15 protein-coding genes and 1 tRNA gene are annotated in these 15787 nt (G+C 70.2%); 13 read left to right on the top strand and 3 right to left on the bottom strand.

The features are described 5' to 3' along the window. From E3T33_RS10095 to E3T33_RS10110, 4 genes are all read left to right on the top strand, one after another. On the top strand, window positions 1–749 hold a 749-nt coding region (locus tag E3T33_RS10095), incomplete at its 5' end, for a type II secretion system F family protein (protein ID WP_347233204.1). 112 nt (window positions 750–861) lie between these two features. Next, window positions 862–1125, top strand: a complete 264-nt coding sequence (locus E3T33_RS10100; protein WP_241982904.1) for a DUF4244 domain-containing protein — start codon at window positions 862–864, stop codon at window positions 1123–1125. Further along, window positions 1106–1480, top strand: a complete 375-nt coding sequence (locus E3T33_RS10105; RefSeq protein WP_092322943.1) for a TadE family type IV pilus minor pilin — start codon at window positions 1106–1108, stop codon at window positions 1478–1480. Before E3T33_RS10100 ends, E3T33_RS10105 begins: the two co-directional genes overlap by 20 nt. Before the next feature lie 41 nt (window positions 1481–1521). Further along, window positions 1522–1947: an Rv3654c family TadE-like protein gene (locus E3T33_RS10110; protein ID WP_241982905.1), complete on the top strand. Its 426-nt coding sequence runs from the start codon at window positions 1522–1524 to the stop codon at window positions 1945–1947. A 142-nt stretch (window positions 1948–2089) separates the two neighbouring features. Here the strand turns inward: E3T33_RS10110 and E3T33_RS10115 are convergent, their stop codons facing one another. After that, window positions 2090–2332 (bottom strand): hypothetical protein, encoded by a 243-nt coding sequence (locus E3T33_RS10115; RefSeq protein ID WP_092322945.1) that lies wholly within the window; start codon window positions 2330–2332, stop codon window positions 2090–2092. A gap of 166 nt (window positions 2333–2498) precedes the next feature. Here E3T33_RS10115 and topA point away from each other — a divergent pair, with 166 nt between their 5' ends. Beyond that, window positions 2499–5459: a type I DNA topoisomerase gene (gene topA / locus E3T33_RS10120; RefSeq protein ID WP_092322948.1), complete on the top strand. Its 2961-nt coding sequence runs from the start codon at window positions 2499–2501 to the stop codon at window positions 5457–5459. Beyond that, complete coding sequence (gene tmk / locus E3T33_RS10125) at window positions 5456–6073, top strand: dTMP kinase (protein ID WP_092322949.1); 618 nt, start codon at window positions 5456–5458, stop codon at window positions 6071–6073. Before topA ends, tmk begins: the two co-directional genes overlap by 4 nt. Window positions 6074–6274: 201 nt before the next feature. Here the strand turns inward: tmk and E3T33_RS15270 are convergent, their stop codons facing one another. Then, complete coding sequence (locus E3T33_RS15270; protein ID WP_092322951.1) at window positions 6275–6754, bottom strand: hypothetical protein; 480 nt, start codon at window positions 6752–6754, stop codon at window positions 6275–6277. A 124-nt stretch (window positions 6755–6878) separates the two neighbouring features. Further along, window positions 6879–8105, bottom strand: a complete 1227-nt coding sequence (locus E3T33_RS10135) for an aminoglycoside phosphotransferase family protein (RefSeq protein ID WP_166784462.1) — start codon at window positions 8103–8105, stop codon at window positions 6879–6881. Between the two features lie 238 nt (window positions 8106–8343). On the opposite strand from E3T33_RS10135, the gene E3T33_RS10140 reads away from it, so the two are divergent. From E3T33_RS10140 to E3T33_RS10170, 7 genes are all read left to right on the top strand, one after another. Then, a complete protein-coding gene (locus tag E3T33_RS10140; RefSeq protein WP_134575244.1) occupies window positions 8344–9552 on the top strand; it encodes a DNA polymerase III subunit delta' in 1209 nt (402 codons plus the stop codon). Window positions 9553–9586: 34 nt separating this feature from the next. Further along, complete coding sequence (locus tag E3T33_RS10145) at window positions 9587–11134, top strand: alpha/beta hydrolase (RefSeq protein ID WP_134575245.1); 1548 nt, start codon at window positions 9587–9589, stop codon at window positions 11132–11134. A gap of 119 nt (window positions 11135–11253) precedes the next feature. Continuing rightward, window positions 11254–11889 (top strand): TetR family transcriptional regulator, encoded by a 636-nt coding sequence (locus E3T33_RS10150; RefSeq protein ID WP_134575246.1) that lies wholly within the window; start codon window positions 11254–11256, stop codon window positions 11887–11889. 52 nt (window positions 11890–11941) lie between these two features. Then, a tRNA-Thr gene (locus E3T33_RS10155) sits at window positions 11942–12017 on the top strand. Window positions 12018–12118: 101 nt separating this feature from the next. After that, entirely contained in the window at window positions 12119–13102 is a 984-nt protein-coding gene (locus E3T33_RS10160; protein ID WP_092322958.1) for a Gfo/Idh/MocA family oxidoreductase, read from the top strand. 143 nt (window positions 13103–13245) lie between these two features. Continuing rightward, window positions 13246–15528: an EAL domain-containing protein gene (locus tag E3T33_RS10165; protein WP_134575247.1), complete on the top strand. Its 2283-nt coding sequence runs from the start codon at window positions 13246–13248 to the stop codon at window positions 15526–15528. 77 nt (window positions 15529–15605) lie between these two features. Next, the coding region (locus tag E3T33_RS10170) for a hypothetical protein (RefSeq protein WP_134575248.1) at window positions 15606–15787 on the top strand (182 nt) is incomplete at its 3' end.

Raw genomic sequence — 15787 nt, forward strand, 5'->3', positions numbered from 1 at the left:
CCGATGCGGTGGCGCAGGAGGCCCGGGCGCTGGGCGGGCAGGCCGGTGACGCCTGGCTGGGCCTCGCGGCGGCCTGGGGTGTGGCCACGGCGGCCGGGGCGCCGCTCGCCGCCTGCCTGCGGGAGCTCGCCGGATCCTTCCGCGACCTGGGCCAGGTGCACCGGGACCTCGCCGTCGCGCTGGCCGGCCCGAACGCCACGGCACGCATGGTGATGGGGCTGCCGCTGGTGGGCATCCTGTTCGGCAGCGTGCTCGGTTTCAACACGCTGCAGACCCTGTTGCTCACCGGGCCGGGCCTGGCCTGCCTCGGGGCAGGGGCGCTGCTGATGGTAGCCGGCGCTCGCTGGAACCGGAGCCTGGTGCGGTCCGCGCGAGCCCGGGACCCGACGCCCGGGCTCGCGCTCGACCTGACCGCGATCGGGATGGCCGGGGGCGGGTCGGTCGCGCGAGCGCGCACCCTGGTGCGCTCGGTGACCGAGCGCTACGGCGTAGGCGTCGGAGGTTCGGAGGCCGCGATCGACCGAGTGCTCGCCCTGTCCGCCCGCGCCGGCGTCCCGGCCGCGGAACTGCTGCGCAGCGAGGCCGACCAGCAGCGCCGCGACGCGCGGAGCGACGGGCAACGGCGGGCGGCGACCCTGTCGGTGACGCTGATGATCCCGCTGGGGGTGTGCGTGCTGCCCGCGTTCATGCTGGTCGGGGTGGTGCCGTTGCTGCTGACCGTCCTCTCGTCCACACTGCGTTCGTTCTAGGCGTTCCGCACCGCTCGTCCGATGCCGGGGACCGGGCCGGCGAATCGGGTCAGGCTGGTCCCGCTCGCGCCGTCCATCATCCGCGTCGCAGGACGCGAAAGGAGACGAACAGATGCAGAAGGAACTCTCGCCCACGGCGGCCACGGCCACGCCGACCACGGTCATGCCGGCCACCGCCACGCCCACGCGGCGGCCGCGGAGCCCGGCCCGGGCGCTGCGGCGGCTGCGCGAGGACGCGGGGGCGGCCACCGCGGAATACCTGGTGGCCACGATGGCGGCGGTCGGGTTCGCCGGCCTGCTGATCGTGATCCTCCGAGGAAACGAGGTGCGCGGGATCCTCACCGAGCTGGTGCGCAATGCGCTCAGCGTGGGGTAGCGGGCACGGCCGGGACGACGGCACCGTGACCGCGGAGTTCGCCGTCGTGCTGCCGGCCGTGCTCCTTGTGCTGGCCTGCTGCCTGGGCGCGGTGCAGGTGGTCGGTCAGCAGGTGCGACTGACGGATGCCGCCGGCGACGCGGCCCGGTTGCTCGCCCGCGGCGAATCCGCCGAGCGGGCGGCGTCCCTCGTGCACCGCTCGGTGGGTGGGGCCCGGCTCGCCACGGAACGCCGCGGCGAATTCGTCTGCGCGCGCCTCAGCGCACCGGCCGCGTTCGGCCCCTACGCGACCTTCGGTCTGACGGTGGCCGCCCGGTCGTGCGCGCTGGGCGGCGCCGTGGTCCCCGGCCCGTGACCGTGCGTCCCCTGGCCCGGCGTCCGGTGACTGTGCGTCCCGTGACCGTGCGTCCCGTGACCGTGCGTCCGGTGACCGTGCGTCCCGTGACCGTGCGTCCCCTGGCCCGGCGTCCCGCGACCCGGCGTCCCGTGCGTGGCTCCGAGCGGGGCGCCGGCGGGGTGCTCGCGGTCGCGCTGATCGGAGCGACCCTGACGGTGACCTTACTCGGTGTGCCGCTGCTGGCCCTGCTCGCCGTCGGCCAGTCGGTGCAGAACGCGGCCGACGCCGCGGCGCTCGCCGCGGCCGACACCGCTTCGGGCGCCGTGGCGGGCTTCCCGTGCACGGCCGCGGCCGAGGCCGCCGCCCTCAACGGGGCATCCGTGGTCACGTGCACGCTTGACGGCCTGATCTCATCAGTGACCGTCGCCCGCACTGTCGCCGGCTTCGCCCTCACGTCATCCGCCCGTGCCGGCCCGCCCGCGTAACCCTCCCCGCGACCCTCCCCGCGAAACCGCAGTTGTGCGCGCTAAAGCGCGGTTATAACGAGCACAACTGCGGTTTCGCGGGAGGGGAAGGGAGGGGAAGGGGGAGGAAGAGGGGAAGGGGGAGAGGACGGGGGAAGGGGGATCAGTCGAAGAGCGCCTCGAGGTAGCGGTAGTCGACCGCGGTCGGGCGGTCCGGATGATCGGACGACCCGAACTCGAGTCCGGAGCCCCGCGAATACAGGTAGCGCTTGGCCCCGGAGTCGGCCGGGATTTCCAGACGCGGCTGCGGGTCACCTGATTCAAGAAACGGTGTCGTGATGGTCTTGCCTTCGAGGGGGCCGTCCGTGAGCTTCGCGGTGTACGTGCCCGTTGATCCTGTAGCCATGCCTCCATTGTCCTCACGCGAGGGTAACTGGCAAGCCCCCAGAGCAAGGCTCGCGGGCAAACGGCCCAAAAACCTGAGTGACGCTCGATTAGGCGGGGACTCTATTCCTATGTGTATGGTGTGCCTTGGCCCAACAACGCGGGTCGCCACATATAAGAGGAGTCTGGTGCCAGGCACTAAGAAGCTGGTCATTGTCGAGTCACCGACCAAGATGAAGTCGATCGCCGCCTACCTGGGCGACGGCTACGAGGTCCTGTCCTCGGTTGGTCACATTCGGGACCTGGTCGAACCGAAGAATCTTCCGCCGGAGCTGAAAAAGGGCTCCCTCGGCAAGTTCTCCGTCGATGTGGAGAACGGTTTCGAACCGTACTACGTCGTGTCCGACGCCAAGAAGAAGACCGTCGCCGACCTCAAGCGCGCGATGAAGAACGCCGACGAGCTCCTGCTTGCAACTGATGAGGACCGCGAAGGCGAGGCCATCGCCTGGCACCTTCTGCAGGTGCTCCAGCCCAAGGTGCCGGTCAAGCGCATGGTGTTCCACGAGATCACGAAGGATGCCATCCTCGAGGCGGTCGACAACACCCGCGAACTCGACACCGCCCTCGTCGACGCGCAGGAAACCCGGCGCATCCTGGACCGCCTCTACGGTTACGAAATCTCGCCCGTGCTCTGGCGCAAGGTCGGCCCCGGCCTCTCCGCCGGCCGCGTGCAGTCCGCCGCGACCCGACTCGTCGTCGAGCGCGAACGCGAACGGCTGGCCTTCGTGTCGGCGTCCTACTGGGACCTGCTCGCCCGCCTCGCGGCGTCGGCGGCATCCACCGAACAGGGCTTCGACGCGAAACTCGTGCGCCTGAACGGCGAGCGCATCGCCACCGGCAGCGACTTCGACGACTCCGGCAAGCTCAAACCCACCGTGAAGGCGGCCACGCTCGACGAGGCATCCGCCCTCGCCCTCGTCGACGCCCTCAAGGACCCGGCCGTCGACCTCACCGTGACGAAGGTCGCCTCCAAGCCGTACCGCCGCAGCCCGGCCGCGCCGTTCACGACGTCGACCCTGCAGCAGGAAGCGGCGCGCAAGCTGCGCTTCACCGCCCGCCAGACCATGAGCGTCGCCCAGTCGCTCTACGAAAACGGGTACATCACCTATATGCGTACCGACTCGCCGTCGCTGTCGCAGCAGGCGATCACGGCCGCACGCACCCAGGCGGCCGCGCTGTACGGCCCCGAAACCGTGCCGGACAAGCCCCGCCTCTACAAGGGCAAGAGCAAGAGCGCGCAGGAGGCGCACGAGGCGATCCGCCCCTCCGGCGACACGTTCCGCACTCCGGCATCGCTGGCCTCGACCCTCCGCGGCAGCGACTTCAAGCTGTACGAGCTGATCTGGAAGCGCACCGTCGCATCCCAGATGGCGGATGCCACCGGCTCGACCGCGTCGGTCACCATCTCCGCCGGCCCGACCGGTTCGTCGGCGCACCCCGCGGCATCCGGCGCCGTGGCCGAGTTCGCGGCCAGCGGCACCGTGATCACCTTCCGCGGCTTCATGCTCGCCTACGAGGAATCCGTCGACGAGGAGCGCAACGCCTCGACCGACCCGACCGAGTCCAAGCTGCCGCCGCTCGCCGAGGGTCAGGTTCTCGCCCTGATCGAGGTCGAGGCCAAGGGGCACGAAACCACCCCCGCCGCCCGCTACACCGAGGCGAGCCTGGTCAAGAAGCTCGAAGAGCTCGGCATCGGGCGTCCGTCCACCTACGCATCGATCATCTCCACGATCACCGAGCGCGGTTATGTCACCCCGCGCGGCCAGTCGCTCATCCCGAACTGGATCGCCTTCTCCGTCGTGCGCCTGCTCGAGGACTACTTCGGCGACCTGGTCGAATACGACTTCACCGCCGAAATGGAAGACGACCTCGACCGCATCGCCGGCGGCACGGCCGACCGGGTGGACTGGCTGACCAGCTTCTACTTCGGCTCCGACAAGCACCGAGGCCTTCGCCAGGTCATCGACAACCTCGGCGAGATCGACGCGAAGAGCATCAACTCGCTGCCGATCTCCGACGACATCACCCTGCGCATCGGCAAGTACGGTCCCTACCTCGAGGTCATCGACCCCGACGCCGGTCCGGATGCTCCGCCTCGCCGAGTCAACATCCCGCCGGAACTCGCGCCCGACGAGCTCACCCCGACCAGGGCCCGCGAACTCATGGACGCGCCGGTCATCACCGACCGCGTGATCGGTGTGAACCCGGAGAACGGCAAGACCATCGTCGCCAAGGACGGCCGGTTCGGCCCGTACGTCACCGAGCTCGAGCCCGAGCCCGAGGCCCCGGCCGCCCCGCCGGTCGAGACCCCCACCGAGACCGTCGACGCCTCCACGGGCGAAGTCACCGCGGCCAAGCCCAAAAAGAAGGCGCCGGCCAGGAAGAAGGTCGCGGCGGTCAAGCCGCGCACGGCATCCCTGTTCAAGTCGATGGACATCGCCAACGTCGACCTCGAGACGGCGTTGCGCCTGCTCGACCTGCCGCGCGTGGTCGGCATCGACCCCGAATCCGGCGCCGAGATCACCGCGCAGAACGGCCGCTTCGGCGCCTACCTGAAGAAGGGCGTCGACACCCGCTCGCTGCCCGGAGGCGAGGACCAGATCTTCGAGATCGACCTGGCCGGTGCGCTGGAGCTCTACGCCCAGCCCAAGTACGGCGAACGCCGCGCGTCGAGTGCGCTCAAGGAGTTCGAGACGCCCGACCCGGACAGCGGCAAGGCGATCAAGATCAAGGACGGCCGCTTTGGCGCCTACGTCACCGACGGCACCACCAACGCGACGATCCCGAAGTCCGAGACCGTCGAGGACGTCGACTTCGACCGGGCGGTGCAGCTGCTGGCCGACAAGCGGGCCAAGGGACCGGCCGTGAAGAAGACGGCTGCGAAGAAGGCTCCCGCCAAGAAGCCTGCGGCCAGGAAGGCTCCCGCCAAGAAGGCCGCGGCCAGGAAGCCGACCCCGTCGGGTGCGACCACGACCGTGCGTAAGGCGGCAGTCCGCACCCCGGCCCAGAAGGCGGCGACCGCAGCCAAGGCCGCGGCGACCCGCGCGGCCACCGCGGCGGCGAAGGCGGCGGCGACGCCGAAGTCGTGACCGGGTTGTTCATCACGCTCGAGGGCGGCGACGGGTCTGGGAAGTCGACCCAGGCCCGGCTGCTCACCGAGTGGCTCGAAGGGCAGGGCCGCAGCGTCCTCCGCACCCGCGAACCCGGCGGCACGGATGTCGGCGTCGAGATCCGCGAAATCGTGCTGCATCATCGCGGCGAGATCGCCCCGCGCGCCGAGGCCCTCCTCTACGCGGCCGACCGGGCCCACCACATCGCGACGAAGGTGCGGCCCGCGCTGGTGCGCGGCGAAACCGTGATCCAGGACCGCTACCTCGACTCATCCGTCGCCTACCAGGGCGCCGGGCGCGTGCTCGAGCGGGGCGAGGTGCGCGACCTGTCGCTCTGGGCGGCCGAGGGGCTGCTGCCCGACCTCACCATCCTGCTCGACCTCGACGAGACCGTCGCGCGCGGACGCCTCGACGCGGACAACAAGCGCTTCGACCGCCTTGAGGCGGAGAAGAACGAGTTCCACGCCCGTGTGCGCTCCGCGTTCCTCGACCTGGCCGCGGCCGAACCGGCCCGCTTCCTGGTCGTGGATGCCGCGGCCCCCGTCGACACGATCGCGGAGGCCATCCGCGCCAGGGTCGCGACGCTGCTCTAGCGGCCGTCGAAACCCGTTGGGTCTGTCCATGCGCACCCAACCACCGGCCCAGTTGCGGAGAATGTACCTTCATTTCGCGCGGGAAGGTGCTTTCTCCGCAAGTCAATGCTGCGGGCGTCGCTGTGGCCACGCCTTCCCCTGCCAGCCCCTCGGGCACAAAAAACGTGCCCGGGCTGATGCCCGGGCACGTCAGGGTGGTGACTAGTCGACCGAGGCCGCGCTCGGTGCGGACTGGGCGCTCGGCGCCGACGGGGCGCTCGGGGCGCTGGCGACCGACGGTGCGCTGACGACTGAGGGTGCTGCGACCGAGGGGGCGCTGGCGACCGACGGCACATCCACGACGGCCGGTGCTTCGGCCGGTGCGACGACGGAGGGGACGCTGACGACCGAGGAGGCGTCCGCGACGCTTGGCGCGCTGGCGACCGCGGGGGCGTCCACGGCGGCCGGGACGTCCGCCACGACCGGTGCATCCTCCACGGCCAGGGCGTCCTCGACGGCCGTCGTCACTGCGGCATCGTCGACGACGTCGCTCGACACGGGGGTGACGGCTTCGACGCCGATGGATTCTTCGACGCTGTCGTTGATTCCGAATGCATTGGCAGCGGAGACCGCGCCACCTGCGATGAGCCCGAGCCCGAGTGCCGAGCCGGCCCCCATCGCAATCCACTTCTTCGTGTTCATGACTCTCCCCGAGTTTCTTGTTTGTCTGGTCTGTCGGGGGAGGCGGAGCGCCTCGACCCGAGGGGCTTCAGCCTCGCAGCCGCGGATGAGAAGAATCAGGGCCTGTGGATGAGAGGGCTCTCATCTAGACAGATCTGTCTTGAGCCCCGGCGACCAGCGCCCCGGCGACCAGGGACTCGGCGGCCGCAAGGAGCTCGGCCCCGTGGGCCCCCGAGGTGAGGATGTGCCCCAGCAGGTGCGTCGCGGCGATTGGCCGTGCCCGCAGGGCGAACCCGGCGTCGGCTCGGCCGCTCCAGCGATCCCGGGCGCGCTCAGCGAGAAACAGGCATTTTTCGGCCGTGTCGTCGTCGCCGCGGCTGCGGTGGTGCTGCGCGGTGACGACGAGATGGGCGTAGAACGCCGCCGCGTCATCCGCCGGGTCGCCGAGGCCGGCGGTATCGATGTCGAGTACGCCGGTGATGCGTGACGGATGCTGCGGGTCGACGAAGACCTGGCCGACGTGGAGGTCGCCGTGGATCGTCACGGGTGTGGCGGCCCCCGCGCCCTCGCGCACCCGGGCGATGGCCTCGCCGATGCGCGCGATCGAATCGGTGTGCTCCGGGAGGAGCGCCAGGAGCCGGTCGAGGTACCAGGGCAGGCGTTCGGCGAGGGACTTGCGCGCCGCGCCGGTGCTCGGGATCGCGCCGATGCGGGCGGTGAGATCGTCGATCGCGTCGAGGAACGCTTCCGGCTGCAGGTTGGCGATGAGCTGGCTGGCTTCGGTGCCGGCGAGGGGAGCGAAGGCGATGAATCCGTCGGCGCTCCAGCCCAGGCTCCGCGGGACAGGGACTCCCTCGAGCCGCCACAGGCTGTAGCGGGCGTGCAGGTCCTCGGCGACGGCCGGGCGAACGACCTTCAGGAACACAGTGAATTCCGGCGCCTCCGCGCGCACGACCGCGCGCTTGCCCGGCCGGTAGGCCACGACGGTGAGCGTGACTGCGCTGGGGTCCAGGCCAAGTCGGCGGAGGAGGGTCGTCGCCGCCTCGGGGAAGACGGCGGCGGGCAGCGCCGGCAGCTCCGGGTCGCGCGGATAGAGCCAGACCGCGATGCGTTCACCCGACTCCTCGTCGCGGAAGGTGAGCACCCCCTCGCGCTCGCGCTTCGTCGGGTTCGTTTCGAGATAGACGATGTGCGTCTCGCGGGCGCCGGCATTCGAGCAGAGTTCCAGCTCGTGCCCGGATGCGAACCCGCGGGTGGTGTTCTCGAGCGTGAGCTGCCGGGAGGCGACCAGGGTCATCCCGACCGATTCGGCGACCGCCTCGAGGATGCCGCGGGTCGCCTCGTCCGGCTCTGTCCGGTCAGGTGTCGTCAATGGCTGCTCCCGCATACATTCAGTGTCGGCCCAGGGGGCGAGCCCGGGCGGAGCCGGGCGTGAGAAGTTTCTCATGCCCGCCGCCTGCTCCAGGCCCACTGCCGCCCTCTCGCGGGGCCGCGCAGTGGCTGAGTTGCGGACAAAGCACCTTCGTTCACAACTTGAAGGTACTTTTTCCGCAACTCAACCCGAGACGTCTTCGCGGGGGAGTGTCGCAGGGGGACGGTAGCCTAGATAAATGGCATTGTGGGACGAGCTCACGGGACAGGCCGACGCGATCGCCATCTTCCGGGCCGCTGCCGCGCGCTCGGGGGGCTCGACAGGCTCGACCAGCGGGGGCTCGACCAGCGGGGGCTCGACCGGCCGGGCCACCGGCGGGGAGTCGGCGTCGATGACGCACTCCTGGCTGATCACCGGCCCGCCCGGCTCCGGGCGTTCCAACCTCGCGTACGCCTTCGCCGCGGCCCTGCTCAGCCGGAGCGCCGACGACGAAGAGGCCACCGAGCGCCAGGTCGCCGCGCGCACCCACCCCGACCTCACCGTGCTCACCACCGAGGGCGTCATCATCAAGATGGACAGCGTCAAGGAGGTCGTGGCGCGGTCGCAGTACTCGCCGTCCGTCGGCCGCTACCGGGTGATCGTCGTCGAGGACGCCGACCGGATGGTCGAACGCACCTCGAACGTGCTGCTCAAGGCCCTCGAGGAGCCGCCGGAGCGCACCGTGTGGATCCTCTGCGCGCCGAGCGAGGCCGACCTGCTGCCCACCATCCGCTCTCGCGTGCGCACCGTGCGCCTTCGGGTGCCCAGCGTCGAAGACGTCGCGGCACTGCTGATCGCACGCGACGGCGTCGACCCCGCGATCGCCGAGCGCGCCGCGCGGGAAGCCCAGAGTCATATCGGCATGGCCCACCGGCTGGCCACCAACTCGGAGGCGCGGGCCCGGCGCGAGGAAACGCTCCGCACGGCCCTCGGCATCCGCGGGGTCTCCACGGCCGTCAATGCGGCCGCCCGCCTGCTGGCGATTGCGGGCGACGACGCGAAGGCGATCACCGAAGAGCGCGACGCCGAGGAGCGCGAGGGCGTGCTGCGCTCCCTCGGCGTGGAGCCCGGCCAGTCCGTGCCGCCGGCCCTGCGCAGCCAGCTGAAGGCGCTCGAAGACGACCAGAAACGCCGGGCGACGCGCAGCCTGCGTGACGGGATCGACCGCATCCTCGTCGATCTGACCTCGCTCTACCGCGACGTGCTCATGGTGCAGCTGGGACGCGAGGCGAGCGTGATCAACCGCGAACTCCTCGCCGAGCTGCGCTCGGGCGGCGCATCCAGCACTCAGGCAGCAACGTTGGAGACAATGGATGCGATCGCGCTTGCGCGGCAGAGAATTGAATCCAACGTGGCACCGGCGCTCGCCCTCGAGGCGCTGCTGGTGAGCGCGATTCGCCGCCGCTGATGCCGGCGGACGCAGCCCAGGAAAGAGGAATCCGTTGACCAGACGAATACGCGTCCGCACGTCACCGGTCGCCGCCGTGGCGGCCGCGCTGGTGCTCACCCTGACCCTCAGCGGGTGTGTGCCCTGGTTCCTCCCGCAGAAATCCCCCGCCACGTCGACGCCGACCGGCGAAAACGTCGAGAACGCACTCGACCCGTTCTACTCGCAGGTGCTGCGCTGGAAGGACTGCGGCGACGGCCTGCAGTGCACGACCGCGACGGCCCCGCTCGACTGGACCGATCCCGCCGCCGGCGACATCGACCTGGCCCTCGTGCGGCACCCTGCCACCGGGAACAAGCGCGTCGGCTCCCTGCTGGTGAACCCGGGCGGCCCCGGCGGCTCCGGCTACGACTTCGTCAAGGACTCACTCGACTACGCCGCCGACGAGAAACTCCAGGCCGGCTTCGACATCGTCGGCTTCGACCCGCGCGGGGTCGGTCGCTCCTCTGCGGTGACCTGCCTCGAGCCCGCCCAGATGGACGAATACCTCTACGGCCTCACCAGTGCGCCCCGGGGCACGGATGCCTGGATCCAGGAACTCGAGACATCCGCCGCCGATTTCGGCGCGGCCTGTGACACGAACACGGGAGCGCTGCTCGGACACGTCGACACGGAGAGTGCCGCGCGCGACCTCGACCTGCTGCGTGCCGTGCTCGGCGACAAGAAGCTGAACTACCTCGGCTATTCCTACGGCACCTTCCTCGGTGCCAGCTACGCGGAGTTGTACCCCGACAAGGTGGGCCGGCTGGCGCTCGACGGCGCCCTCGACCCGTCGACGAACAACTTCGACGTGACGCGGGTGCAGGCACAGGGCTTCGAAAGCGCCCTGCGCGCCTACCTCGCCGACTGCCTCGCCGGGTCGGAATGCCCCTTCACCGGCACCGTCGACCAGGCGATGGACACCATCGGCGCCCTCCTCGCGTCGGTCGACGTGAGCCCGATCGCCGCGAAGGACGGCCGCGAACTCGGCTCGAACGCCCTGCTCACCGCGATCATCTACCCCCTCTACCAGGCGACCGCGTGGCAGTACCTGAGCGACATGTTCGAGAGCGTCCTGGCGGGCGAGGCCGACTACGCGTTCCAGTTCGCCGACCAGTACAACGGGCGGAACAAGGACGGCAGCTACGCCGACAACTCCACCGAGGCGTTCACGGCGATCAACTGCATCGACTACGCCTATAACGACGACCCGGCCACGATGCGCGCCCAGGCCGCCGAGATCGAGGCCGCGGCCCCGACCATCGGCCGCTACATGGCCTTTGGCGACATCGGCTGCGCCAACTGGCCGCACGCCTTCACCGGGGAGCGCAGCGAGATCACGGCCGAGGGGGCCCCGCCCATCCTCGTCATCGGCACCACCAACGACCCGGCGACGCCCTACGTCTGGGCGAAGAACCTCGCCGCCCAGCTCGACAGCGGCCACCTCGTCACCTTCGAGGGCGAAGGTCACACCGCGTACAACAAGTCCAACGACTGCGTGAACGACGCCGTGGACGACTACCTTCTGACCGGGGCGGTGCCCGAGACGGATCCCCGGTGCTGATACGGGCGTGCTGATACGGGCGTGTTGACACGGGCGTGTTGACACGGGCGTGCTGACACGGGCGTGCTGACGCCATCCCGGCTCTCCCGCGGGCCGCTTCATATGGAAGAATTGACGACATGTCACCCGACACCGAAGAGCCCGGGCTTCGGGAGCGGAAGCGGCTCGCAACCCGGCGGGCCATCCAGCACGCGGTCCTGAGCCTGTCGCTGCAGACCGGCCTCGAAAAGGTCACGGTAGAGGACATCAGCCGCGCCGCGAGCATCTCCCCACGCACCTTCTTCAACTACTTTCCCTCGAAGGATGCCGCCCTGCTCGGCGACACCCCCGACCTGGCCTCCGAGGAGGCCATCGAGGCCTTCGTGCACGGCGGGCCGGACGGGGACATCCTCGGCCAGGTCGCCGTACTGCTCGCGGAAAGCCTGGAACGCAGCGAAACCGACCGCGAGATCCACCAGCTGCGCCAGGCCGTCCTGAAGGACAGCACCTACCTGTTCGGCCTGCGGATGGCGACCCTGCGCGACTTCGAGGCCCGGCTGCTCGACATCGTGACGCGCCGATTCGAAGCCGACCACCCGGAACGGTCCGGAACGCCGGGCCTCGCCCAGCGCGCCCTGCTCTTCAGCCTGGTCGCGGTGGCCGCCATGCGGCACGCCTGGCGGCGCTGGGCCGAGGAGGACAGCGCAACCTCCCTGTCCGACTCCCTGGCGGCTTCATTCTCCGAGCTGTACAACTTCACCCGCCCGACCGGCTAAGCTTGGATGCTGTGTCACCGAGTCTCCCTTCGCGGGGAGCATCGGCAGTCACGCCGCCTTAGCTCAGTCGGTAGAGCGATTCACTCGTAATGAATAGGTCATCAGTTCGATTCTGATAGGCGGCCCCACGCTGTGCCGCACGCCCACTTGCGGACAAAGTACCTTCCACGTCACGACGAAGGTGCTTTCTCCGCAAGTCAGCCGGTTCCCGTCGGCCTAGGCTTGCAGCATGACCGACACTCTTCGCTGGGGCATCCTGGCCACGGGCGGAATCGCCCACCTGTTCACCGCCGACCTCGTGTTGCACGGCTTCCAGGTTCAGGCCGTGGGCTCCCGCACCCAGCAGTCCGCCGACACCTTCGCGGCCAGATTCGGCATCCCGACCGCTCACGGTAGCTACGAAGCGCTGGTCGCCGATCCGGATGTCGACATCATCTACGTCTCGACCCCGCATCCGTTCCACGCAGAGAACGCCGCGCTCGCGCTGAAGGCCGGCAAGCACGTGCTGATCGAAAAGCCCATCGCGATGAACGGCCGCGAGGCGCGCGAGATCGTCGACCTGGCCGCGAGCCTCGGCCTGCTCGTGATGGAGGCAATGTGGACCCGGTTCCTGCCGCACATGGTGCGCGTGCGCGAGATCATCGCTGCCGGCACGCTCGGCGACGTGCACACCCTGATCGCCGACCACACGCAGGACCTCCCCGACGACCCGAAGCACCGCCTGAACGACCTGGCCCTCGGCGGCGGCGCGCTGCTCGACCTGGCGATCTACCCCTTGTCGTTCGCGTCCGACCTGTTCGGGCGCCCCGAGACGATCCTCGCCAGCGCGTCCTTCAAAGAAACCGGAGCCGACGCCCAGGTCGCGACGATCTTCCGCTACCCGGGCGGCCAGATCGCCACGACGCTCTCCGCCAGCGACACCCAGGGGCCGAACACGGCGACCATCCTGGGCACCCAGGGGCGGATCGACATCGACCAGGTCTGGTACTCGCCCACCACCATCCACGTTCGCGGCAGCGACAACGAAATCGTCGAGAGCTTCACCGCCGAGGTCGCCGGCCGAGGCATGCACTTCCAGGCGGCGGAAATGGAGCAGGTCATCGGCGCCGGGAAGACGTCGAGCGACATCCTCCCGACCGAAGAGGTCGTGGCCATCATGGAGACCCTCGACGCCGTGCGCGACCAGATCGGGCTGGCCTACCCCGGCGAGTAATCCGAAGATCCCGGCCGGCGCCGGGCAGGCTGACTGCCGCTCTTGGGGGGCACCCGGACTGGGTTAGCCCCGGAGGCAGGAGGGCTCTGGGCAAGACGCCCCCGCTGAGATACCGTGAAATCGTCCGCTAATCGGGGGGTTTTGTGCAGTCAAGCATGCAGGTCGCCCGGCGCTCCGGCGGCCGCGGCGACCGGTCCGGCGCCTGGCCCCTCTGGGCGCTGTGGGCCGCCCTCGGCCTCTTCACCGTCGGGCTCCTGCTCCCCGGTGCCGAAGCCGGCTCGCCGGCGCAGGTCTGGTTGTCGCTGCTCTGCGACTGGGTTCCGGTGGCCGTGTGCTGGGTTGCCGCGTCCCGGGTCGGATTCCGGAGCCTCCAGGTCATCCTCGCCGCAACCGCGGTCACCGCGTTCGCGCTCGCGGACAGCTATACGGTCGCCGCGACGGCCACCGGGAGCGAACTTCCCTTCCCGTCGGCCGCCGACGCCGGCTACCTGCTCTTCTACGTGTTGATGCTGGCGGCCCTGCTCGCGCTCGTGCGCAGCCAGCTGGGCGGCCTGGCCTCCTCGGTGCTGCTGGACAGCGCGGTCGGCGCCCTCGGCACGGCCGCGGTGCTGGCGGTGCTGCTCAGCCCGATCCTGGATACCGCGGCCGGCGGCTCGCCGTCCGTCGCCACCGTCGTCGGCGTCGCCTACCCGCTGCTGGACCTGGCTTTGGTGGCGGCGGCGGTCGGAGTGGCAGCCGCCCCCGGCCTGCGGCTCGGACGCCGCTGGGTGCTGCTCATCGGCGGGTTCCTGATCTTCGCGGCATCCGATGTCGTCCTGGCACTGATGGGCCGCGGTGCCGGCTACCGGCTGGAAACGATGGTGGATGCCGCCTGGACCCTCGGCCTCGCCCTCGTGGCCACGTGGGTCGACGGCGCGACGCGTCCGGCTGGCGCGGGGAGTCGCGGGCTCAAGGGCGTGTGGGGCCTGTTGGTGCCGGCCGCCGCAACGGCAGCGGCGCTGGGCGTGCTGATCCTGGGTACCCGGCTGCCCGTATCCGCCCTCGCGGTCGCCCTCGCCGGCGGAACCCTGGTCCTGGCGGTGGTTCGCACCCAGCTGGCCTTCCGTCAGCTGGTCAAAATGGCCGACCTGCGTCGGCAGGCGCTGACGGATGACCTGACCGGGCTGCCGAACCGCCGGGCGCTCTACGCGGATGTCCCCGAGCGTCTGGCAGCACGCCAGGACGGACACAGCGCACTGCTGTTGCTGGACCTGGACCGCTTCAAGGAGGTCAACGACAGCCTCGGCCACGACGTCGGCGACCGGCTCCTGGTGCAAGTGGGCGTTCGATTGTCGACGCACCTTCGCGGCCGTGACCTGCTGGCCCGGCTGGGCGGCGACGAATTCGCGGTGTTCCTCGACAACGCGGGCCGGGACCAGGCCGTGGCCGTGGCCGTGAAGCTGCGCGCGGCGCTGGCCGAGTCGTTCACGCTGGAGGGGATCGCGCTGCAGGTCGACGTCAGCATCGGAATCGCCCTGTCTCCCGACCAGGGCGACGACCTCAAGGTGCTCCTGCGCAAGGCCGACATGGCGATGTACAAGGCCAAGGCGGCGCGCAGCGGCCACCATATCTACATGAGCGTCGACAACAGCCACGGCGACGACCGTCTCCGCACCCTGGAGGAGTTGCGCATCGCCCTGCGCGACGACCAGCTCGTGCTGCATTACCAACCCAAAATCGACCTCACCACCGGCACCGTGCACGGGGTGGAAGCCCTCGTCCGTTGGAAGCACCCGGCCCGCGGCCTGCTCTACCCCGAAGCGTTCCTCGTGCTCGTGGAGGAGGCCGGCCTGATGCACTGGATGACCGAGGTGGTGCTCGAAAAGGCGCTGGACCAGGCCGCGGTCTGGGAGGCCGAGGGCCGGCCGATGACGGTCGCCGTCAACCTGTCGGCGAGTTCCCTCGTCGACGCGGACCTGCCGCAGCGCGTGATCGGGATGATCGCGGCCAGGCGACTGCCGGCATCCGCCCTCATGCTCGAAATCACCGAGGAATTCCTGATGGCCGACCGGGAGCGCGCCCGGGCGATCCTGACCGAGTTGAGTGCGGGCGGCATCCGTCTGGCCGTCGACGACTTCGGCACCGGCTACAGCTCCCTGGCCTACCTGCGGGACCTGCCCATAGACGAGCTCAAGCTGGACCGCTCATTCGTCATCCCCATGGCCGATGACCTGCGGGCCGCCGCGCTCGTGTCGTCCACCATCCACCTCGCGCACAGCCTGGGCCTGCGCATGGTGGCCGAGGGCGTCGAAGACGCGGATGCCTACGACGCCCTGGTGCGCCAGGGCTGCGACCACGCCCAGGGTTTCTTCCTCTCCAAGGCCCTCCCCGCCGACGTGCTCGACGAGTGGCTGGAGCACCGCCGGCTGGAATCGCTCCCGGTCTGAGGCCCGTTGCCCCAGAGCCCGTTGTCCGGGCCGGCCGACGCTGGGAATCGGTCAGGCCGGGCGGCTAGCATGCTGGGGTGAACGAACCGGATGCCCCGCTCGACCGCCGCTCGGCCCGCGCCGGTCGGTCGTTCCTCGCCCGGCACCGCGCAGCCGTGCGGGTCGCCGCCGGGGCCGCCCTGTTCGCCCTGCTCGGAGGCGCAATGGTCGCCGTCGGCGCCTCGACCGCCGGCCGGATGCCCGTGGCCGCCGTGAGTCC

The sequence above is a fragment of the Cryobacterium sp. TMT1-2-1 genome (assembly GCF_004403955.1).
Classification (GTDB): Bacteria; Actinomycetota; Actinomycetes; order Actinomycetales; family Microbacteriaceae; genus Cryobacterium; species Cryobacterium psychrotolerans.

Excerpts from the sequence above, each read along its gene's own strand:
- E3T33_RS10115 (WP_092322945.1), bottom strand. The coding sequence starts at position 2,332 with ATGGCTACAGGATCAACGGGCACGTACACCGCGAAGCTCACGGACGGC.
- E3T33_RS10160 (WP_092322958.1), top strand. The coding sequence starts at position 12,119 with ATGACCGACACTCTTCGCTGGGGCATCCTGGCCACGGGCGGAATCGCC.
- E3T33_RS10100 (WP_241982904.1), top strand. The coding sequence starts at position 862 with ATGCAGAAGGAACTCTCGCCCACGGCGGCCACGGCCACGCCGACCACG.
- E3T33_RS10140 (WP_134575244.1), top strand. The coding sequence starts at position 8,344 with ATGGCATTGTGGGACGAGCTCACGGGACAGGCCGACGCGATCGCCATC.
- E3T33_RS15270 (WP_092322951.1), bottom strand. The coding sequence starts at position 6,754 with ATGAACACGAAGAAGTGGATTGCGATGGGGGCCGGCTCGGCACTCGGG.
- E3T33_RS10105 (WP_092322943.1), top strand. The coding sequence starts at position 1,106 with ATGCGCTCAGCGTGGGGTAGCGGGCACGGCCGGGACGACGGCACCGTG.
- E3T33_RS10150 (WP_134575246.1), top strand. The coding sequence starts at position 11,254 with ATGTCACCCGACACCGAAGAGCCCGGGCTTCGGGAGCGGAAGCGGCTC.